Origin of the sequence: Chlorobaculum sp. 24CR, from assembly GCF_004118635.1 — a bacterium.
Lineage (GTDB): Bacteria > Bacteroidota > Chlorobiia > Chlorobiales > Chlorobiaceae > Chlorobaculum.
In genome coordinates, this window is sequence record NZ_SDGU01000006.1 from 18334 (window position 1) to 36805 (window position 18472).

General features: G+C 55.7%; 15 protein-coding genes and 5 tRNA genes. 5 read left to right on the forward strand and 15 right to left on the reverse strand.

Annotated features, from left to right (window positions below; all coding sequences use genetic code 11):
* Window positions 1-28: 28 nt before the first annotated feature.
* Together EST62_RS01190 and secG are read right to left on the reverse strand one after the other, a co-directional pair.
* Window positions 29-104: transfer RNA gene (locus tag EST62_RS01190), tRNA-Lys, on the reverse strand.
* Between the two features lie 6 nt (window positions 105-110).
* Window positions 111-479, reverse strand: a complete 369-nt coding sequence (gene secG, locus EST62_RS01195; RefSeq protein WP_129050288.1) for a preprotein translocase subunit SecG — start codon at window positions 477-479, stop codon at window positions 111-113.
* Window positions 480-591: 112 nt separating this feature from the next.
* Between secG and EST62_RS01200 the strand changes: the two genes are divergently transcribed.
* Window positions 592-813, forward strand: coding sequence for a DUF2905 domain-containing protein (locus tag EST62_RS01200; protein ID WP_129050331.1), 222 nt, complete (start codon window positions 592-594; stop codon window positions 811-813).
* Window positions 814-840: 27 nt separating this feature from the next.
* Complete coding sequence (gene hisB, locus EST62_RS01205) at window positions 841-1425, forward strand: imidazoleglycerol-phosphate dehydratase HisB (protein ID WP_129050332.1); 585 nt, start codon at window positions 841-843, stop codon at window positions 1423-1425.
* 108 nt (window positions 1426-1533) lie between these two features.
* Here the strand turns inward: hisB and rny are convergent, their stop codons facing one another.
* The 9 genes from rny to EST62_RS01250 form a co-directional block, all read right to left on the reverse strand.
* On the reverse strand, window positions 1534-3108 hold the full coding sequence (gene rny, locus EST62_RS01210; RefSeq protein ID WP_129050289.1) for a ribonuclease Y: 1575 nt from the start codon (window positions 3106-3108) through the stop codon (window positions 1534-1536).
* A 306-nt stretch (window positions 3109-3414) separates the two neighbouring features.
* On the reverse strand, window positions 3415-3678 hold the full coding sequence (locus EST62_RS01215; protein ID WP_167599100.1) for a cell division protein ZapA: 264 nt from the start codon (window positions 3676-3678) through the stop codon (window positions 3415-3417).
* 5 nt (window positions 3679-3683) lie between these two features.
* Window positions 3684-3989: a hypothetical protein gene (locus EST62_RS01220; RefSeq protein ID WP_129050291.1), complete on the reverse strand. Its 306-nt coding sequence runs from the start codon at window positions 3987-3989 to the stop codon at window positions 3684-3686.
* A gap of 14 nt (window positions 3990-4003) precedes the next feature.
* On the reverse strand, window positions 4004-6427 hold the full coding sequence (pheT, locus tag EST62_RS01225) for a phenylalanine--tRNA ligase subunit beta (RefSeq protein ID WP_129050292.1): 2424 nt from the start codon (window positions 6425-6427) through the stop codon (window positions 4004-4006).
* Window positions 6428-6640: 213 nt separating this feature from the next.
* A tRNA-Glu gene (locus EST62_RS01230) sits at window positions 6641-6712 on the reverse strand.
* A gap of 50 nt (window positions 6713-6762) precedes the next feature.
* Window positions 6763-6838, reverse strand: a tRNA-His gene (locus tag EST62_RS01235).
* Window positions 6839-6864: 26 nt separating this feature from the next.
* Window positions 6865-6937: transfer RNA gene (locus EST62_RS01240), tRNA-Arg, on the reverse strand.
* A gap of 22 nt (window positions 6938-6959) precedes the next feature.
* Window positions 6960-7035: transfer RNA gene (locus EST62_RS01245), tRNA-Pro, on the reverse strand.
* 108 nt (window positions 7036-7143) lie between these two features.
* Window positions 7144-7554 carry an NUDIX hydrolase gene (locus EST62_RS01250; RefSeq protein ID WP_129050293.1) on the reverse strand — a complete coding sequence of 137 codons (411 nt, stop codon included), beginning with the start codon at window positions 7552-7554 and terminating at the stop codon, window positions 7144-7146.
* A 298-nt stretch (window positions 7555-7852) separates the two neighbouring features.
* Between EST62_RS01250 and EST62_RS01255 the strand changes: the two genes are divergently transcribed.
* Complete coding sequence (locus EST62_RS01255) at window positions 7853-8830, forward strand: sugar phosphate nucleotidyltransferase (protein WP_129050294.1); 978 nt, start codon at window positions 7853-7855, stop codon at window positions 8828-8830.
* Between the two features lie 37 nt (window positions 8831-8867).
* Here the strand turns inward: EST62_RS01255 and EST62_RS01260 are convergent, their stop codons facing one another.
* The gene (locus tag EST62_RS01260; protein ID WP_129050295.1) at window positions 8868-9380 is read right to left on the reverse strand and encodes an HNH endonuclease; all 513 of its coding nucleotides are present in this window, start codon (window positions 9378-9380) and stop codon (window positions 8868-8870) included.
* Between the two features lie 97 nt (window positions 9381-9477).
* On the reverse strand, window positions 9478-11193 hold the full coding sequence (locus EST62_RS01265; RefSeq protein WP_129050296.1) for a metallophosphoesterase: 1716 nt from the start codon (window positions 11191-11193) through the stop codon (window positions 9478-9480).
* Window positions 11194-11587: 394 nt separating this feature from the next.
* Here EST62_RS01265 and metK point away from each other — a divergent pair, with 394 nt between their 5' ends.
* Both metK and ahcY read left to right on the forward strand, forming a co-directional pair.
* Window positions 11588-12802: a methionine adenosyltransferase gene (gene metK, locus EST62_RS01275; protein ID WP_129050297.1), complete on the forward strand. Its 1215-nt coding sequence runs from the start codon at window positions 11588-11590 to the stop codon at window positions 12800-12802.
* 85 nt (window positions 12803-12887) lie between these two features.
* Window positions 12888-14303, forward strand: a complete 1416-nt coding sequence (ahcY, locus tag EST62_RS01280) for an adenosylhomocysteinase (protein ID WP_129050298.1) — start codon at window positions 12888-12890, stop codon at window positions 14301-14303.
* 89 nt (window positions 14304-14392) lie between these two features.
* On the opposite strand, the gene EST62_RS01285 is transcribed toward ahcY, so the two are convergent.
* Window positions 14393-15640 (reverse strand): ATP-binding protein, encoded by a 1248-nt coding sequence (locus tag EST62_RS01285; protein WP_129050299.1) that lies wholly within the window; start codon window positions 15638-15640, stop codon window positions 14393-14395.
* A 2-nt stretch (window positions 15641-15642) separates the two neighbouring features.
* Window positions 15643-18417 carry a TrlF family AAA-like ATPase gene (locus EST62_RS01290; protein WP_167599101.1) on the reverse strand — a complete coding sequence of 925 codons (2775 nt, stop codon included), beginning with the start codon at window positions 18415-18417 and terminating at the stop codon, window positions 15643-15645.
* Window positions 18418-18472 lie beyond the last annotated feature (55 nt).

Here is an 18472-nt window from a genome sequence, read left to right on the forward strand (position 1 = left end):
GTTGTTGTCTTACAGGGCTTTTGTTGTCTGGTGCACTCGCAAGGACTCGAACCTTGGACCCACTGATTAAGAGTCAGTTGCTCTACCAACTGAGCTACGAGTGCAGAATCTTATTTTGCCGGTACTACTGGTTGTTCCGACGGCTGAATGTTGCCGGTCGGGAGCGACTGCGGCAGGTTGCCTGCGGGAAGCGACGCCGGGGCGCTCTTCTGAAGGATGCTGCTACCTGTATCCCCCTGATTACGGGACGGAAGCGTGAATTGAGCAATGAAGCAAAGCACCATCATGATGCCAGCCAGAATCGCCGAAGTCTTGCTCAGGAAATCACCGGTTCGCCTCACGCCGAGCGTCTGCACAGTGCCGAGGCTCGAAATCCCGCCGGTCAGACCGCTTCCGGCCTTGGGGCTTTGAAGCAGCACCGATACCATCAAGAGGAGCGATGCAATCAAAGCGAGGATGACGATGAAACCGTTGAGCATGTCCGGCGGCTATCTGATGAAATTCCTGTTAACTATCGTATCTTTCATTATTGTGGCCACAATTTAGCAACTTTTTCACAATATGCAAGACCCGTTTTCATCCATGGGCAAAATGCTCATTTTTCTCGGAGCATCCATCGCCGCCCTCGGCTTGCTGGTAATGCTCGTCCAGAAATCGGGTGGAAACGGTTGGTTCGGATGGTTCGGCAACCTGCCGCTCGACATCCGCATCGAAAAGGAGAATTTCCGCCTCTATTTTCCGCTCGGCAGCTCGATTGTACTCTCGATCATCCTGAGCCTCGTCATTGGCTTTATCAACAAATTTTTCAGATAGCACTCATCCATGACAGACACGACCTCAATGAACCCGCGCATCGCCTCGCACAGCCGCAAGACCGCTGAAACAGACATCTCCGCCACCGTCAATCTCGATGGATCGGGAGCCTCGTCCATCGACACCGGCGTAGCCTTTCTCGACCATATGCTCACCAGCTTCAGCCGCCACTCCGGCATCGACGTGCAGCTCCGGTGCAGCGGCGACCTGGAGGTTGACGACCACCACACCGTCGAGGATGTGGCGCTGGTGCTCGGCAAGGCCATCGTGGAGGCGCTGGGCGAAAAGAGAGGCGTCGGGCGCTACGGCTGGGCGATCATTCCGATGGACGAGGCGCTGGCGCAGTGCTCGCTCGACCTCGGAGGCCGGAGCTACTGCGTTTTCCGGGCGGAGTTTTCGCGACCGGTGATTCAGGGACTTTCGACCGAAATGGTGGAGCACTTTTTCGTGTCGCTCTCGCGGACGATGAACGCGAACCTGCACCTCGCGGTGCTGGAGGGCAAAAACACGCACCACATCATCGAGGCGCTCTTCAAGTCACTCGCCTACGCGATGAAACAGGCGGTGAAAATCGAAGGCGCGGAGATCAAATCGACCAAAGGCGTGATTTAAGCGAGAGCACCAATAACAAAAAAAAGAAAGGCTGCCCGGTATTTCCAGGCAGCCTTTCTTTTTCAAGATCGGTCAGACTCGACTGATCCGTCCAATCCGACCGATCTTCTACTTCGCGAAGGCGACGGAGCGTTTTTCGCGCAAAATGGTCACCTTGATCTGGCCGGGGTACTGCGCCTCGGACTCGATCTTGCTGGCGATGTCGTGCGCGAGCACGTCGGCCTGTGAGTCGCTAACGTTGTCGCCTTCGACGATCACCCTGATTTCGCGGCCCGCTTGCAGGGCGTAGGTCTTGATGACGCCGGGGAAGGTTTTGGCGATCTCTTCGAGGCTTTCGAGCCGCTTGACGTTGCCCTCGGCAGTCACCGCGCCGCGAGCGCCCGGCCTTGAAAGCGAAATCACGTTAGCCGCATCGACCAGGTCGGCAATGGGCGACTCCTTCTCGACCTCGCCGTGATGGGCGGCGATTGCATTGAGCACCACCGGCGACATGTTGAATTTTTTCAGGAACTCCATGCCGGCCAGAGCGTGCGGCATTTCGGTTTCGGGCAGCACCAGACCGATGTCGTGCAACAAGCCGGCGCGCTTGGCCTGCCTGGCGTCGAGCTTCAGCTCGGCAGCCATCAAACCGGCCAGCATGGCCACTTCGCGACTGTGCTGCAAGAGGTTCTGGCCATAAACGGCGTGGAAGCGCATCCTGCCGATGAGGTTGACGATCTCGGCTGGCATGTCGGGAATCTGAAGCGACGAAATCGCCTCTTCGCCGGAGGACATGATGACATCCTCGATCTCTTTCTTCGCGTCCTGATAGGCTTTTTCGATGGCCACCGGATGGATGATGCCGTCAACGAGGAGCTTTTGCAGAGTGAGCTTGGCCATTTCGCGTCGGAGCGGATCGAAGCAGGAGAGAATGACCACCTCCGGAGTATCGTCAACGATGATGTCAACGCCCGTCGCGTTTTCGAAGGCCTTGATGTTGCGTCCCTCGCGCCCGATAATGCGCCCTTTCAATTCGTCGCTCTGGATGTGCACCACCGAAAGAGCGCTCTCGGTAGCCTGCTCGAAGGAGATGCGCTGGATGGCCGTGAGCATGATCTTTTCGGCGATCCGGTCGGCCTTCTGCGAAGCCTCTTCGTGAATCTGGTGAACCGTCTCGGTCGCCTCCGCCCTGGCTTTGGCGATCATGTTGTCGATGAGCATCTGGCGGGCCTCTTCGGCGGTCAGGTTCGAGATGCTCTCAAGCCGCTGGTTCTGATCGAAGATCACCTTTTCAAGCTCGGTGGAGCGATTCTGCACATTCTCGGTCAAATGCTTCAGCTCAGCCTTCTGCTCCTGAAGCTTCTTTTCGGTCTCCTTGACCTCGCGCTGCTGATTGTTCAGCATCCCCTCTTTCTGGCGGATCTGCTTCTGGAGCTGGACGAACTTGTTGTTCTTGATCGTTACCTCGCCGTCAAACTCCCGCTTGCGCTTTTTCCACTCCTGATTCACCTCGTTAACCTTCAGCTCCTTGTAGTCGTTAGCCTCTTTCTGGGCCTCCTGCACGACCTGCACGGCGCGCTCCTCGGCTTCAAGCACCTTGGTGGTGCCGATACGCTCCAGAAAAAAACGGCCGATGTAAAAACCGACCCCGAAAAAGAGCACGGATGCCGCAATAATGAGAAACAGATTTATTACGATCCCCATTAAAAAACCTCCTTTTGACCGGCCAGACAGGGCCGATCCTTCAAAATTGAACAAAAAAAACCCGCACCCTCAAGAGATGTGTAAGATTCAAGAACCCGTTCAATCACGGTGGGCGCCTCCTTCAGGTTTTTTGCTTCCAACGCGGCGCTCCGGAAAGCGCCAATGCCAGCGGTTCGTCACCGACAGGCAGCAAGGCCTGCAATCAAAATGAAGAGTTGGGCTCCCTGTTCTGTCCTGTTAGTTCTTTTACTTACAAAACACCTCTTGCTGTGGTGCGGATATTTCGTCTGCTTTCAATGTAACGCTTTAGCGCAAATTCTGCTCGATAAATTCATTGATATGAGCCATTTTCTGCCTGAGCTGCGACAACTCCTCCTCCAGTTCGTTCTTTTTTTCAGCAAACTGCACCGCGGCCAGCACGGCCAGTTTTTTCGACTCCAGATCCGGAGCCTTGGCGGCGAAGCGCCTCATGACGCCATCAACCTCTTTTGCCGCTTTTCCGGTCAGTTCGCTGTTCTCTACCCGCAAAGGGTAGTTGTCGCCGTAAACATTGACGTTGATCTTTTCCATGGACATTAAAATCCGGCTTTCTCTCCTCTCAGTTCTCTCTCGATTTTTTGCAGAATCATCACCAGTTTCTGTTTGATCTGGAGCCTGTCGGCGTAGGAGAATCCCTCGCCTGAAGCGCCCGGCGCCGTGACCTCTGCCCCTTCGGTGCCCGGCAACTTGAATGACCGCAATATGTTCTGGAGGCTTGAAACCTCGGATTTCAACAACTCATTCTCTTTCCGGCATTCGGCGAGTTGCTCCACGAGCCGCCCCACATTCTGTTCGAGGCCCGCAAGCAACTGATGATCGTTATGCTCGTTTGCTGCATCCATAAATCAGGATTGAATCAAACTTGCCGAATTACCGCACCAAGTTCACTTCTGGCACTGTCACTCACCTTCGAGATGACGGCGTTGATCGCCTCCTCGTTCATGGTTCCCGACCTGTCCACAAGTTCGAGCGACAGCGCCACGCTTCTCGTTGAGGGTTCTCCCTCGGCCCGGTCAAACACGTCAAAAACCCGCACCGACCTGACCAGTTGATCGCTCGCTTTGGCGAGATCGATCAAACGCTGCGCCGAAATATGACGGGGAAGCACGAATGAAAGGTCTCTTTCGACCATGGGAAACTTTGACGGCGGTTCATAGACCACGCCCGGCTCAAAACATCGCTCCAGCACCGTAACATCGAGTTCGGCCAGATACACATCCTGATCGAGACCAAAAGCATCGAGCACATCCTTGCTGACCTCTTGAACCGTACCCGCCTTCAGAACGGAACTTTTCCCGTTTTCCGTCGAGGTGATTTCAATACCAATCGTGTGACCATTATAAATATTGAATGCTGATTTTTCAAGTAAATTCAGTTTTTCAAGCATCATCTCCACCGCGCCCCTGAGATCGTAAAAATCGACATTCTCATCTTTGCGGTTCCAGCTTCGGGGTTCGCGGCGGCCCGTCAGCACCATCGAGAGCAGCTCCTTTTCCGTGAATGCCGACAGCGGCTCCCCGCTCCGGCGTTCGCTCTCCGGCTGCTTCCCGAATCCACGACCCACCTCGAACAGTCGCAAATCGCGATTGCCGTGCCGGATGTTGTGCGCGGCGACCTTGAGCAATGACGGCGCGAGGTTCGGGCGCAGCACTTCGAGTTCTTCGCTGATCGGATTGAGCGCGCTGACCGCCATCTGGCTGAAGCGCTCCGCCTCGGACTTGCGGATCAGGGGGTTGGTGAGCGCCTCCCGGAAGTCCAGGCCAATCATGATGTTGCGCAGGTAGTCGGGAAAATATTCGGGCGTCTTGCGGCTGACCGGATAGCTCGAAACCATCGCGGATGCCGGCTCCAGATTGTTGTATCCGTACAGGCGAGCAACCTCCTCGATCAGGTCGATCTCCTGTTCGATATCGACCCGGAACGATGGCACCGAGAAGGCGATCTGGTCGGCGTCGGACGAGACGGCCCCCTGCGAGACCGCCTTGATGCAGATTTTTTCGAGCAGTCGCACCATATCGGAAGCGGCGATCGAACTGCCAAGCACCGCGTTGGCCCGCTTGGGCCGGAGCGAAACGATTCTCGGCGATTCAGGCATGGCGCCCCACGCCTCGGCGGAATCGATCTTGCCGCCGGCGATTTCGAGAATCATGGCGATGGCATATTCGGCGGCCCGCTTGACGTTGCGCGGATCGACGCCGCGCTCGAAGCGGTAGGAGGAGTCGGTGGAGAGCTGGAGCTGCTTGGAGGTTTTGCGGATCGATGCCGGGTTGAAGTACGCGGCTTCGAGCAGGATGTCGGTAGTCTTGTCGGTGACGGCGGAGTACAAACCACCCATCACGCCGCCGATGGCCACTGGCTCGCGCACGTCGCAGATCGCCGCCATGCCAAGCTGGAGCTGGTACTGTTCGTTGTTGAGCGCCATGAAGGAGCTGCTGGCGTCGCCGCGCACGACAATCCGGCTTCCGGCGAGCATATGCAGGTCGAAGGCGTGCAACGGCTGGCCGAACGAGTGCAGGATGTAGTTGGTGATATCGACGATATTGTTCTTCGGACGCAGGCCGATCTGCTCCAGCCGCCGGGCGAGCCAGCGCGGCGACGGCGCGACCGTCACCCCCTTGATGACCGTAGCCGTGTAGTAGGGGCACGCCTCCTCGTCCTGCACCTCCACGAGTCCGCCGCCACGGGTGAACTCGATCACCGGCGCTTGCGGATAGACGATCTCGTGGCAGTCGGCCAACTCGCGGGCCACGCCGAGATGCGAGAGCGCGTCGGGGCGGTTCGGCGTCACAGCGATGTCGAGCACCGTATCGGCTTCCAGATAATCGCCAAGCGGCTTGCCAACCTCGCACCCTTCGTCGAGCGCCATCACGCCGTCGTGGTCGTCGGACAGACCAAGTTCATCGGCGGCGCAAATCATGCCGGATGAGCGCTCTCCGCGAATCTTCGCCGGTTTGATAGTGAAGCTCTCGTCACCCGAAGTCAGCACCGCGCCGATGGTGGCGACCGGCACCGTCATGCCGGCCTCGACGTTCGGCGCGCCACAGACGATCTGCTGAAGCTCACCTGCACCGGTATCGACCATGCAGATGCGCAAGCGGTCGGCGTTGGGATGCGGGCGCACCTCGGCAACCTTGCCGACGACCACCTTCTCGTCAGGCAATTTCTGCTCGAAGACCTCTTCGACTTCAAGACCGACAAAGGTCAGGTAATCGACAAGTTCTGCTGTTTCGGATGAAAAAGAAGGAATAAACTCTTTGAGCCAGTTGACGGAGATTTTCATGGGCGGGTATTAGTAGCAATGCATTCATGAAAAGCATCGGTGAAAATCGTCAGGAGCGCCGTGGAGGTGAAACCGCGCCATCGATTCGTTCGACAATGTTCAGGGATGCCCCAACCTAATAAAAAAAGCTCTGAACCTGCAAGAGCACAGAGCTTGATAACCATCGTTATATCGAACTGCTTCAAAACCGGAAAGGCTACCGAAGCTGTAGTGTGACCCCAACGGGATTCGAACCCGTGCTACCACCTTGAAAGGGTGATGACCTAACCACTAGTCGATGGGGCCAATCAATCAAAGAACGCTTCCCGAAAATCGCGGAAGCTCATTCAGAACCGGGGTGAATGAGGGGACTCGAACCCCCGACCTCCAGGGCCACAACCTGGCGCTCTAACCACCTGAGCTACAATCACCATGAAAAGCGAAAAATCCTCTTCCTGTATGCCCGACAGGACTCGAACCTGTAACCCTCAGCTTAGAAGGCTGATGCTCTATCCATTGAGCTACGGGCACATAATCCTGTCGCAGCTCTCCATGGTCGGGGCACCGAGACTCGAACTCGGGACCTCCTGCTCCCAAAGCAGGCACGCTACCAGCTGCGCCATGCCCCGTCTTAACGGAAGGCTCATAATATACAGTCAGAAGCTGAAATCACCAAACAAATTTTTCAGAAATCCCGTTCAGATAAAAAAGGGGCAAAAAGAGCGGGATGCCGTGGATCAAAGATCGAAACGATTGACAATATAATCGGTTACCAGACTCTTCAGCTCCTTGTGGCCAATCAATTCGAGGGCTTCCGAGGGCGTAACCAGCCGACGCTGGCGCACGCGCATCTCGTCCCATCGATCGAGCACCGATTCGACTTCAAGCGGATAAACCGTCACCGAAAAGATGCCGGACGGGCGACGGTACGAGTAGGCGCCAATCTCTTCGTGGCGAACGTTGCCGATGACCCCGGCCTCCTCCCACGCCTCCTTGGCGGCGGATTCAGCGGGCGACATACCCTTTTCTATATACCCTTTGGGAATGATCCAGCGCCCGGAACTGCGGGCGGTAATCAGCACAATCATGTCGCCGACAATCGGCAACACGCCTGACTGCTCTGAAATCTTTACCGTTCCGTTGGCCATAGTGCCTGAAATGAAGATAAAGCATTACGTGAACCGGCTTTTCATAACAATTGCAGAAGAATGAGGCCGGGGTGTGCGAAAGATAAAGCATTTCAGCTTTTTTCAATGTCTATTTCACCATGATGTGACAATGATCTTTTCCTGCGAAAAAAGCCAACAAACTTCGCCGCTCCCGATGAGTACGATTTTGTGCGGATCACCAGATGAAGAGGCATTTCTCCGGGGTCCGGATGCTGATAAATTCCGTTGATTAAAGTAAATTGCCTCGCATATACCGTCAACCAAAATCGCCCCTGACATGAAAGCTATCATTCCCGTCGCCGGTGTCGGCAGCAGGCTTCGTCCTCATACCTTTTCCCAGCCGAAAGTTTTGCTCAACGTCGCAGGCAAGCCGATCATCGGCCACATCATGGACAAGCTGATCGAATCGGGCATTGACGAAGCGATCATCATCGTCGGGTATCTGGGAAGCAAGATCGAGGAGTATCTCACCTCGCACTACTCGATCAAGCTGACCTTCGTCACGCAGGCCAATCAGCTCGGGCTGGCCCATGCGGTCAACATGTGCAGGCCGCATATTCTGGATGAGGAGCCGCTCTTCATCATCCTTGGCGACACCATTTTCGATGTCGATCTCAAGCCGGTGCTCGGCAGCGCCGTTTCGACGCTCGGCGTCAAGGAGGTCGAAGACCCGCGCCGCTTCGGTGTGGCTGTCACCGAGGGCGAGCGTATCGTAAGGCTCGTCGAAAAACCGGAAGAGCCGGTCAGCAATCTGGCGCTCGTCGGTCTCTACTTTCTGAAACGGGCTGAATCGCTGTTCAGCAGCATCGAACACGTCATCACCAATGACATCAGAACCAAAGGCGAATTCCAGCTTACCGACGCCTTGCAGCACATGATCGATCTCGGCGAACCCTTCTCGACCTTTCCGGTGCAGGGGTGGTACGACTGCGGCAAGTCCGAAACGCTGCTCTCGACCAACGAGGTGCTCTTGCAGCAGAGCCATCAGGAGAAATCGCTGCCCGGCTGCATTATCAATCCACCGGTCTTCATCGCCGACAGCGCCACCGTCACCAACTCCATCATCGGCCCGAACGCCACCATTGCCGAGAACGCCGTCGTCAGGGACTCCATTATCATGAACTCCATTATCGGGCAGAAGTCGCAGGTCAGCGACATCATGCTCGACCGGTCGATCGTCGGCAACAACGCCTTTGTTTCGGCGATGGGCCACGAGCTGAACATTGGCGACTATTCGGAAATCCGGATGGGCTGAACGGATGGTTCGCGACCGGCTGGCGAGGGCTGGCCGGTCAGCTCATGAAAAGGTAGGGCTTCCACTCATCGGATATCGAGAGGTAGTGCTGGCGCATGAGGGTGATGTGGCTCGGTCTGCCCGGCTTGTTCAGTATGCCCATGCCCGCTTCGGGTGGCGTGCGGTTGCCCTTTTTCGTATTGCAAGGCTTGCAGGCTGTGGTGAGGTTCTCCCAACTCTCCTCGCCTCCGCGCGACTTCGGAATCACGTGATCGATGGTGAGATCGCTCTCCTTGCGTCCGCAGTACTGGCACCGGAACCCGTCGCGCCTGAAGATATTTTTCCGGCTCAGGATGGCGCTGCGGTACTCGACCCGCACGAACACGGTCAGGCGCACGATGCTCGGCAGCGGATAGCTCTCCGTCACCGTGCGGATGCGGTGTTCCGGATGGCTGGCGACCATCATCGCCTTGCCGCAAAAAAGCAGCAGCACGGCGTTGCGGGCGTCACAGATGCTCAGCGGTTCGTAACTCGCATTGAGCACCAGAACTTTGGCTGTTTGCAGAAGCATGGTTGTTTCCGTATGCCGGACATTGCCGGTTTTCAGACCTCCCTTTCAGTTATTCTCTCTTGAATTGACGGCCAAGTTGACGGTCGGGGCTTGAGCTTCAATGTGCAGAAAAATTCGCCACGGCAAAAGCGCCCTCGTGATTCATCACCGCCCAGGCGCGATGATGCTTGCGGTCGATGCCGTACGAACCGAGAGCGTAGCCTCGCTTCCACGGCCCGTCGATAAAGGTTGCAGCCCCACCACTGTTGGCCTCGACCGCGTTGATCCATCGTCCGGCGGCATCTTTGGTTACAAGGCCAAACCCGTCGCTGGAAATCATTTTCGGACGAACCTTCGCCGTATCGTAACTCATCGACAAAACATAGGTATCGGTGTGCTGGCCGCCAAGCTCGCCGAGTCCGCCGAGCAGCAAGACGGCGCTCGCCAGGTTGTTGCCGCGATGCTTCGATGGTTTGGCGGCAATCCAGCCGGTGCCGACCACTTTGGTCAGCACCCGCCCCCTGCCACCGCCGGTCGCGGGGCTGGCGTCTCTGGACTCGCTCGCGTTCAGGCCATCCAGAATCCGCGCCTCGGCGCCATTGAACCGATCCCGCACCACCGCGTAGCTCGCCCCCTGCGGAACGAGAAACTGCTTGCCGTTCAGGCTGTAGCTCCAGCGCTCTTTTTTGGCGAAGTGAAACTGCGGCGTCACGCCGGTGTCCGACCGGCCCGCGCCTTGCGGATAGCTGGCGTCGGATTGCCAGTGACCGTGGTCGTCGGCCCAGTAATCGACCGTCACCGTCGGGCCGTCGATGGTAAAGATATAATAGCCAACCGCCTCATGCTCCTGCGAAACCGAAATCTCGCGACTCTTCTGACCGAACCATCTGGAGTCGTCGAGCGATTTCGGCGTGTAGAATTTGCTGCTGCATGACTGTGCGATGAGCTGCTCGACCTTCGACTTGCCGTCGGGACTCGAAATGATCGAGCGCTGGTGAATGTGGTCGTGGCCGCAGATGAAGAGCTGGACGCCGTTCTGCTGCAAACTTGCGAAAAATGCGTTCTGCCAGTCAGGATGCTCGTTGGCGAAGCCGCTGAAGAGCGTGTCCTGATGCCCCTCGGCGATCAGCGGCTGATGCGACAGGACGAAGGCGTGAGGCGCCGCCCGCTTGCGCCGGTCGAGCCGCTCGCCGATCCACGGCTGCTGGTCGGCGATGGTGTAGCCGGAGGGGTAGTGCGTGGAATTGGCGAAGACCCGACCCGGTAGCGGCCAGTTGTCGATGATGACGAAGCGCGCCCGCTCCTCGCCTTCACCGCAATCGAACGAGTAGCTCAAACCGTCAAGATCGCGGCTGACCTTGACCGGGCTGCTGAAATTCGAGCCAACGGTAAAGGAGCCACCATCCGATTTCGTAAAGCCGCCATCGCGAGTCTGCCGGTAGCGCTGACGGAAGCCGGGCGCGCCGTAGCCGTTCTCATTTTTTTTCTGAGCCTCGTGGTTGCCCCGGAAGGCGAAGAATCCGATCCCGGCATCGAGGAGCGGCCGGGCCGCCGCCGCCCGCTCCTCCTCGGAAACCTCCTTGCCGTCGTCGCTCAGGTCGCCGACCTGGATGACGAACTTCACGCCAGCGTCGATGAACTGCCGGTTCACCTGCTCGATGATCGAGACCGGCACGGTGTTCGGATTTCGCCCCGACGGATCGGCGCACGTCCACTGCGTGTCGCCCATCACCCCGAACTTCCACGGCTCGGCCCACGCCGCCGCCGGAGCGTGGAGCAGCACGAAGAGCGCAAAGAGCGCACCCGTTTTCCCGAACAAACGCCTGACACTCATGGCAATTTCCTGTGCAATAAAGTTTTCCGCGAACCCCCAAATTCACCCGTGAAAATAAACCATTCCCCCCTCTCAAAATGTAAACTCCATGCTAACAATCCACTTCTCATCCCTCCACAACGTCCATAAAATTCACTCCCTGCAAGCACAAAAGTTTTGCATGGCATCACGCCAATTCGTACATTTGTCGTTGATTTTCCGGCATCCCCATTACCTATGGACACGGTGCCAAAAGCTCTCTCGCGGGATTTCGTCCCCGGAGCTTGCCGAAAGGCTTCCCGTGTCCCGTCATGTCCCCAACGACATTCACCTTCACGAGAATTCCCTCTTTGGCAAATCCGCCGGACGCCTGCCGTTCTTGTCGTTCGATTAACAAAAAACCGAAAGGGAAACTATGTCACATTCAAGGTATTACTTTACCTCGGAATCAGTTTCAGAAGGCCATCCGGACAAGGTAGCCGATCAGATTTCCGATGCCGTGCTGGATGAGTTCATCAAGCAAGACCCCAACTCCCGCGTCGCCTGCGAAACCTTCGTCACCACCGGCCAGGTGATCGTCGGCGGCGAAGTGACCACCAAAGGCATCGTCGATGTGCAGACCATCGCCCGCAAGGTTATCACCGACATCGGTTACACCAAGGGTGAATACATGTTTGAAGCCAACTCCTGCGGTATCCTCTCGGCCCTGCACTCGCAGTCGCCCGACATCAACCGTGGCGTTGACCGCAAGGAAGAGATCGCCGACGAGTTCGACCGCGTTGGCGCCGGCGACCAGGGCATGATGTTCGGTTACGCCTGCAACGACACCCCCGAGCTGATGCCCGCCGCCATCCAGTTCGCCCAGGAGCTGGTCAGACTGCTTGCCGAAATCCGCAAGGAGGGCAAGATCATGACCTACCTCCGCCCCGACTCCAAAAGCCAGGTGACGCTCGAGTACGACGAGAACGACAACGTGCTCCGCGTTGACGCTGTGGTCGTCTCCACCCAGCACGACCCCGAACCGGCAGGCATGAGCGAGGCCGAGTTCCAGGAGGTCATCAAGAACGACATCATCGAGAACGTCGTCAGAAAGGTGATCCCCGCCGAGCTGATCGACGAGAACACCAAGTTCCACATCAACCCGACCGGCCGTTTTGAAATCGGTGGCCCTCACGGCGATACCGGCTTGACTGGCCGCAAGATCATCGTTGACACCTACGGCGGCGCAGCTCCGCACGGCGGTGGCGCGTTCAGCGGCAAAGACCCGTCGAAGGTTGACCGCAGCGCGGCTTACGCAGCCCGCCACGTGGCCAAGAACATCGTGGCTGCCGGTCTGGCCGACAAGTGCACCGTGCAGGTCTCTTACGCCATCGGCGTGGCCCGTCCGGTCTCGATCTACATCAACACCCACGGCACCGGCAAGCACGGCCTCTCCGACTCGCAGATCCAGGAGAAAGCCGAGGCGATCTTCGACCTTCGCCCGCTGGCCATCATCCGCCGCTTCAACCTCGACCGCCCGCACGGCTGGTGCTACCGCGACACCGCCGCCTACGGTCACTTTGGCCGCGACATGTTCCCGTGGGAAAAAACCGAGCAGGCCGCCGAGCTGAAAGCCGCTCTGGGCCTCTGATCCATAACCCTCCGAAAGCCTCCGGGACGCTTGTCCGCGGAGGCTTTCCTCTATTCCGATAAAAACTGAAAAACACGCTGATATCATGACAACAGAAGCAGCAGTGCTCGACTACAAGGTGGCCGATATTTCGCTCGCCGAATGGGGCCGCAAAGAGATCGAAATCGCTGAAAAAGAGATGCCGGGCCTGATGGCCACGCGCAAGAAATACGAAGGCTTGAAACCGCTCAAGGGCGCGCGCATCGCCGGCTCCCTGCACATGACCATCCAGACCGCCGTTTTGATCGAGACGCTCGTCGAACTTGGCGCCGACGTGCGCTGGGCGAGCTGCAACATCTTCTCGACGCAGGATCACGCCGCAGCAGCTATCGCCGCCGCCGGTGTGCCGGTTTATGCCTGGAAGGGCGAGACCCTCGACGAGTACTGGTGGTGCACCCGCCAGATTCTCGAATTTGAAGGCGGCCTCGGCCCGAACCTCATCGTCGATGACGGCGGCGACGCCACCCTGATGATCCACCTCGGCTACAAGATCGAGAACGATCCGTCGATGCTCGACAAAACTCCGGGCAACGCCGAAGAAAAAGCGCTTTTCGGCCAGCTCAAGGCGGTCTTCGCCGAAGACAATCAGCGCTGGCACAAGGTGGCCGCCGACATGAAGGGCGTCTCCGAGGAGACCACCACCGGTGTGCACCGCTTGTACCAGATGATGGACAAAGGCGAGTTGCTCTTTCCGGCCATCAACGTCAACGACTCGGTGACCAAGTCGAAGTTCGACAACCTCTACGGCTGCCGCGAATCGCTGGCCGACGGCATCAAGCGCGCCACCGACGTCATGATCGCCGGTAAAGTGGTGGTCGTGCTTGGCTATGGCGACGTCGGCAAGGGCTGCGCCCACTCGATGCGCACCTACGGCGCTCGCGTGATCGTGACCGAAATCGACCCGATCTGCGCCTTGCAGGCGGCGATGGAGGGCTTTGAAGTCACCACCATGGAAGAGGCCATCAAAGAGGGCAACATCTACGTCACCACCACCGGTAACAAGGATGTTATCACCCTCGAACACATGAAGCAGATGCGCGACGAAGCGATCGTCTGCAACATCGGCCACTTCGACAACGAAATCCAGGTCGATGCGCTCAACAACTTCAAGGGCGCGACCCGGATCAACATCAAGCCGCAGGTTGACAAGTATGTCTTCGAAAATGGTAACTGCATGTACCTGCTGGCCGAAGGCCGTCTGGTGAACCTCGGCTGCGCCACCGGCCACCCGTCGTTCGTGATGAGCAACTCGTTCACCAACCAGACGCTCGCCCAGATCGAACTCTGGATCAACGACTACGCGGTTGACGTCTATCGCCTGCCCAAGCAGCTCGACGAAGAGGTGGCCCGCCTGCACCTCGGCCAGATCGGCGTCAAGCTGACCACGCTCACCCAGGAGCAGGCCGACTACATCAGCGTCCCGGTCGAAGGCCCCTACAAGCCCGATCACTACCGCTACTGATCTGCGATTTAGCGCCGGATCGACGTGAAAAAAAGCCGCCTTGAAAAGGGCGGCTTTTTTGTTTTTGCTGACTGATCGGACGGGTTCTGTCAGATATTGCCTTGTACGGCATAAATGGTCAGCATCAACTCGGAATCATCGATCAAACGGTAAGCAGGACGTTTTCCTGAAAGTTTTTCGCTTTCAGAAAGAATAATCGGAACCCCTTCGCCGCGTTTATCCATGATATACCTTCGATCACCAGACAGATTTTCATCGGGCACAGGACAGCGGGCGAGCAGACTGGTCAGCAGTTCGTTGCGTGCTGATTGCCGAAGGGGAAGGCTGTCGATTGTCATGGTATTGGGAATAGCTCCCGGTGAATAAATTTCAAGACGATCAGAAAACATATGAAGTCGTATCTTTGATCCCTGAATCGAATAGTCCCGGTGTGCAACCGCATTGACTACAGCTTCAAAGACAGCCTGCATCGCATATTGTGGCCTGTCATGCCTTGCAGGATCTTTTTCCGCTGAAACGCTCATATTCCGCTCAACAAACTTATATGCGCCAGCAATCTGTTCATCCAGTGGGCCAGTAATATCCTTTGCGTCCAACTGATAGGCGGCATTGCGTTCTGTACCACGATAAGCGACACACTGAATGAATGCGTTGACGAGATAGTCCTCCGGCTGCCTGCAGGCCATCAGAACGCCGCTGACCGTCGGATAGAGATTTCCATCCTCGTCTGAACACACTAACTTGAGCTTCATCAGAAACTCTTCATCATTATCTGGCGACAATGGAGTTCTGAATTTTTTCCACAACGCTTTTTCAAGGCAATCACGAGAAACGCTGCTTACCGGCTGCTCATCGAAACGGATGATTCTGGTCTGGCTGCGTTGCTGGAAAAGCCTTGCAAGAATATCCGGCGTCATCGGGCGTTTCGAACTGCCGATTCTTTGAAAGTATCCTCCGGGACTTTGATGAACATACAGGCTTCTGGGCACATCGACTCTGATAATGATTCGCTCTTTCCCTTCATCCGTGAACAAAGGAATTTTCCTGATACCGCAAACAAGTGGTGGAGTAATCCGATCATTGCAAATATCTCTGACCCATTTTTCGACATCATCCAGCTTGTCCTCCGGGATGCCAAAAATCGTTCTGGATTTGTCATCTACTCCCAGAACGATAACTCCGTTCGCCGTATTGGCCATGGCGGCAAGCTCATCAGCCATGCTGCTACGGTGCGGACCGGTAATTTTTGAGCCACTGAATTCGAGGTTCTTCAATTCAAGCGACGAATCTTCACCCAGCCTGATATGTTGCAGCAATTCATCGACGGTATCAAACATCTCTATACCTCCAGCGTTATTCGCCTGTAGCGTTTATCAAATGCGTCCTTTCCGCCTTCCATTATATCACAAATCGATTGACGGATATTCGATTCTTCAAGCCCGCCTTGCTGGCCGATATTAACCTGGCCACCCTCGAATTTCAGGACATGAATCAGTTCAGCATCACCATTCACGACAATATTCGGGTTGTGCGTGACGATAATCAATTGTCTCTGTTGTTTGTTCTCATGAATCTGCCGAACGACAAGATCGTAGATCAGCGCATTATCCAGATCATCTTCCGGTTGATCGATAATCAGTGGATCAGTTCCATGACTGAGCAGAAAAGCGAGGATCGCCGCTGCTTTTTGTCCCGCAGACCCTTTTTCGAGATCATCGAACCTGCCTGAACGCGGATCCCTTGAATACCTGACACGCAACAAATCTTCCGGCCACCAGGCATCGAGCTGGTCGAAAACCGCTGGCTGAACTTCGAGCAGTTTTTTCAGCCGGTTATCGAAAGCTCCGTGATTACCTGAATTCCGGCCTTGCGCAATCTCCAGCGTCTTTTGTTTAATTGCCGAAACAATCTCGGACAAGTTGTCTTCAGGCACTCTGAGTTCTTCCCAATTGCAGAAATCCCAAAGAATACCCTGATTGCTCTCCTTGTCACATATCGAACTGATAAAATTGTTTTGTCCGAGATTGAGTATTGAACGATAATCACTTTCCAGATCACTCACATCGCCATAAGGAACCAGCTCCATGCGAACCAATGTATTCGATCCGATCACGGTTTCAAGAAATCTTTTTCTTTTTTCAAACAGCTCCTGACGCAATGCCTGAAAATCATTGAGAGAAACCTCGATCTGTTGTTCGACTGCATTACACTCCCTGCGAAGGGCTTCGAGATTGTTCAATTGCTGCTGCAACTGATTCCGTTGCCGCACCCAATCTCCATAAAGCGAAAGACTCAAATGACTGTGTTTTTCGGCATACTCCTTTTCCAGACTCTCATAAGCTTTTTTACTGGCCTGCACTGCCTTATACCACTCGCTGGATAACAGCTTTTCCGATCGCTCATTTTTCAGGCGATCAACGGCTTCGGCCAGAGTGCGAAGCGATATGGCAATCTGCTCGAAGCCTTCGGCAGTCTCTGCGTGAATGGCTTTGAGTTCGGCGGTTAACGCATCCTGCTTGTCAAACAGATGCACAGGGAAATCCGGCCATATTGAGCCATCCGCAAGTTCCTGAATTCCACGTGCAAGCTCATCGAATATCCGGTTGTGCGGAATGCCGTTCAATTGCGAACTGCGCTGCTGATACTGCCTGAGCACTTCACCATGTCCTTTCTGTTCGTACTGTTGCAGATCGTTGCTGACATCGCGAAATTTCGTACGGAGATTCGGTTCGTCAGAAAGCTGCCGCAATAACTGCCGCTTGCGCTCTCTCAATTGCAGAAAAAGGCTTTTATGGCTTTCCCAGCGGGAATCCCATTCCCGACGCCCGACCTCCGGAGAGCGGTCGATGATGTCGAGAAGCCCCTTGGGATTGGAGGCAAGTTCATTGATCTGTTTCTGGCTGTAGATGCTCAACGGAAAACGCTCTTGCAAATCGCCGCTCTCGACCTCCGGCCAATCAGAACCGGCCTCTTCCTCAAGAACAGTGCCTTGGCCATCATACCTCCAGCGCAATCGGTAGTTCATGCTGCGTCGATGTATTTCAAGCAGAATTTCAGTATTGCTCTCCATCACGCCTTTGTCCTGCGACAACTTCATGAACCTGTCGAGTTCCGCTTTTACTCTTGACGCTCCAACCTCCAGTTCGCGGTCTCGCCGCGTGACGATACGAATCGATTCAAGCACGGTGGACTTGCCGGTTCCCCGCCCTCCTATGACAGCGTTGAAATGGGGATGGAAGCTGAGTTCAAACGGTTTACCACTGATGCGCCCGCAATGACGCATGGCGGTTATGGTGAGTTTCGACAGGAAAATATCGGGCAGAACGTTGGGGTTTTCCACCTGATTCTTCACGCAGTATTCATGATCCTGTAACGCCAGACTCAGTCCTTCGATGGAAGGACGACTCATCTTCACCCAGGTATAGTACCTGCCGATTTCATCGGGCGTGTGCGCATCCGATCCGGCCACTTTGGCAAGTCGCTTCACCGCTTTTTTCAATAACGGTTCCGCATCATCGAACCGATGAAGATCACAAAATTCAGCAGCAAAAACCTCCTTCAAACTTTTTGCCAGCTCAGGGGTCAATGAATTCACATTCTGAAGCAAACCTTTGGAGCCATCGACATGAGCGGGAATGGCGATTCCTTTCACTTCTCTGATGTTCCGAACCGTATCGATAAAACCGGTCGTCGTGGAGGTGTAATTGTCATCGCCATAACCTTCAGTTATCCCGCAAGCCCCCAGAACTCCGGTCACTTTCTTGCTGTCGCAATCCGGATCGAAAACAGCAAGCAGATGCACCCGGCTGCTGCTGTCAGCAACGGTTATTTCAACCCCCGAAAAAAGAGTCAACTCACGAAACCAGTCAGGTTGGCTTTCGGAAGTTCGGAGACTTTCATACGCTTCCTTTAATACATCTATACCAGCCCCATTATTGTGGTCACTGATGACAACACAATCCAGCCCCGCCTCCATCGCTGAACGCAACCAGTCCGTCGCATCGATATTCTTGAGGGACTCATCTCCCCGCCCATAATCATTTGATCTGGGAGTGTGCGTATGGAAATCGAATTTCCACCATCTGCTCCCAGGGAAATCCCATGCTTCATTCATCGTACCTGTCTCCATTGCATTGCGTGAATACAAAGCAAGTCTGACACCTGTCTGC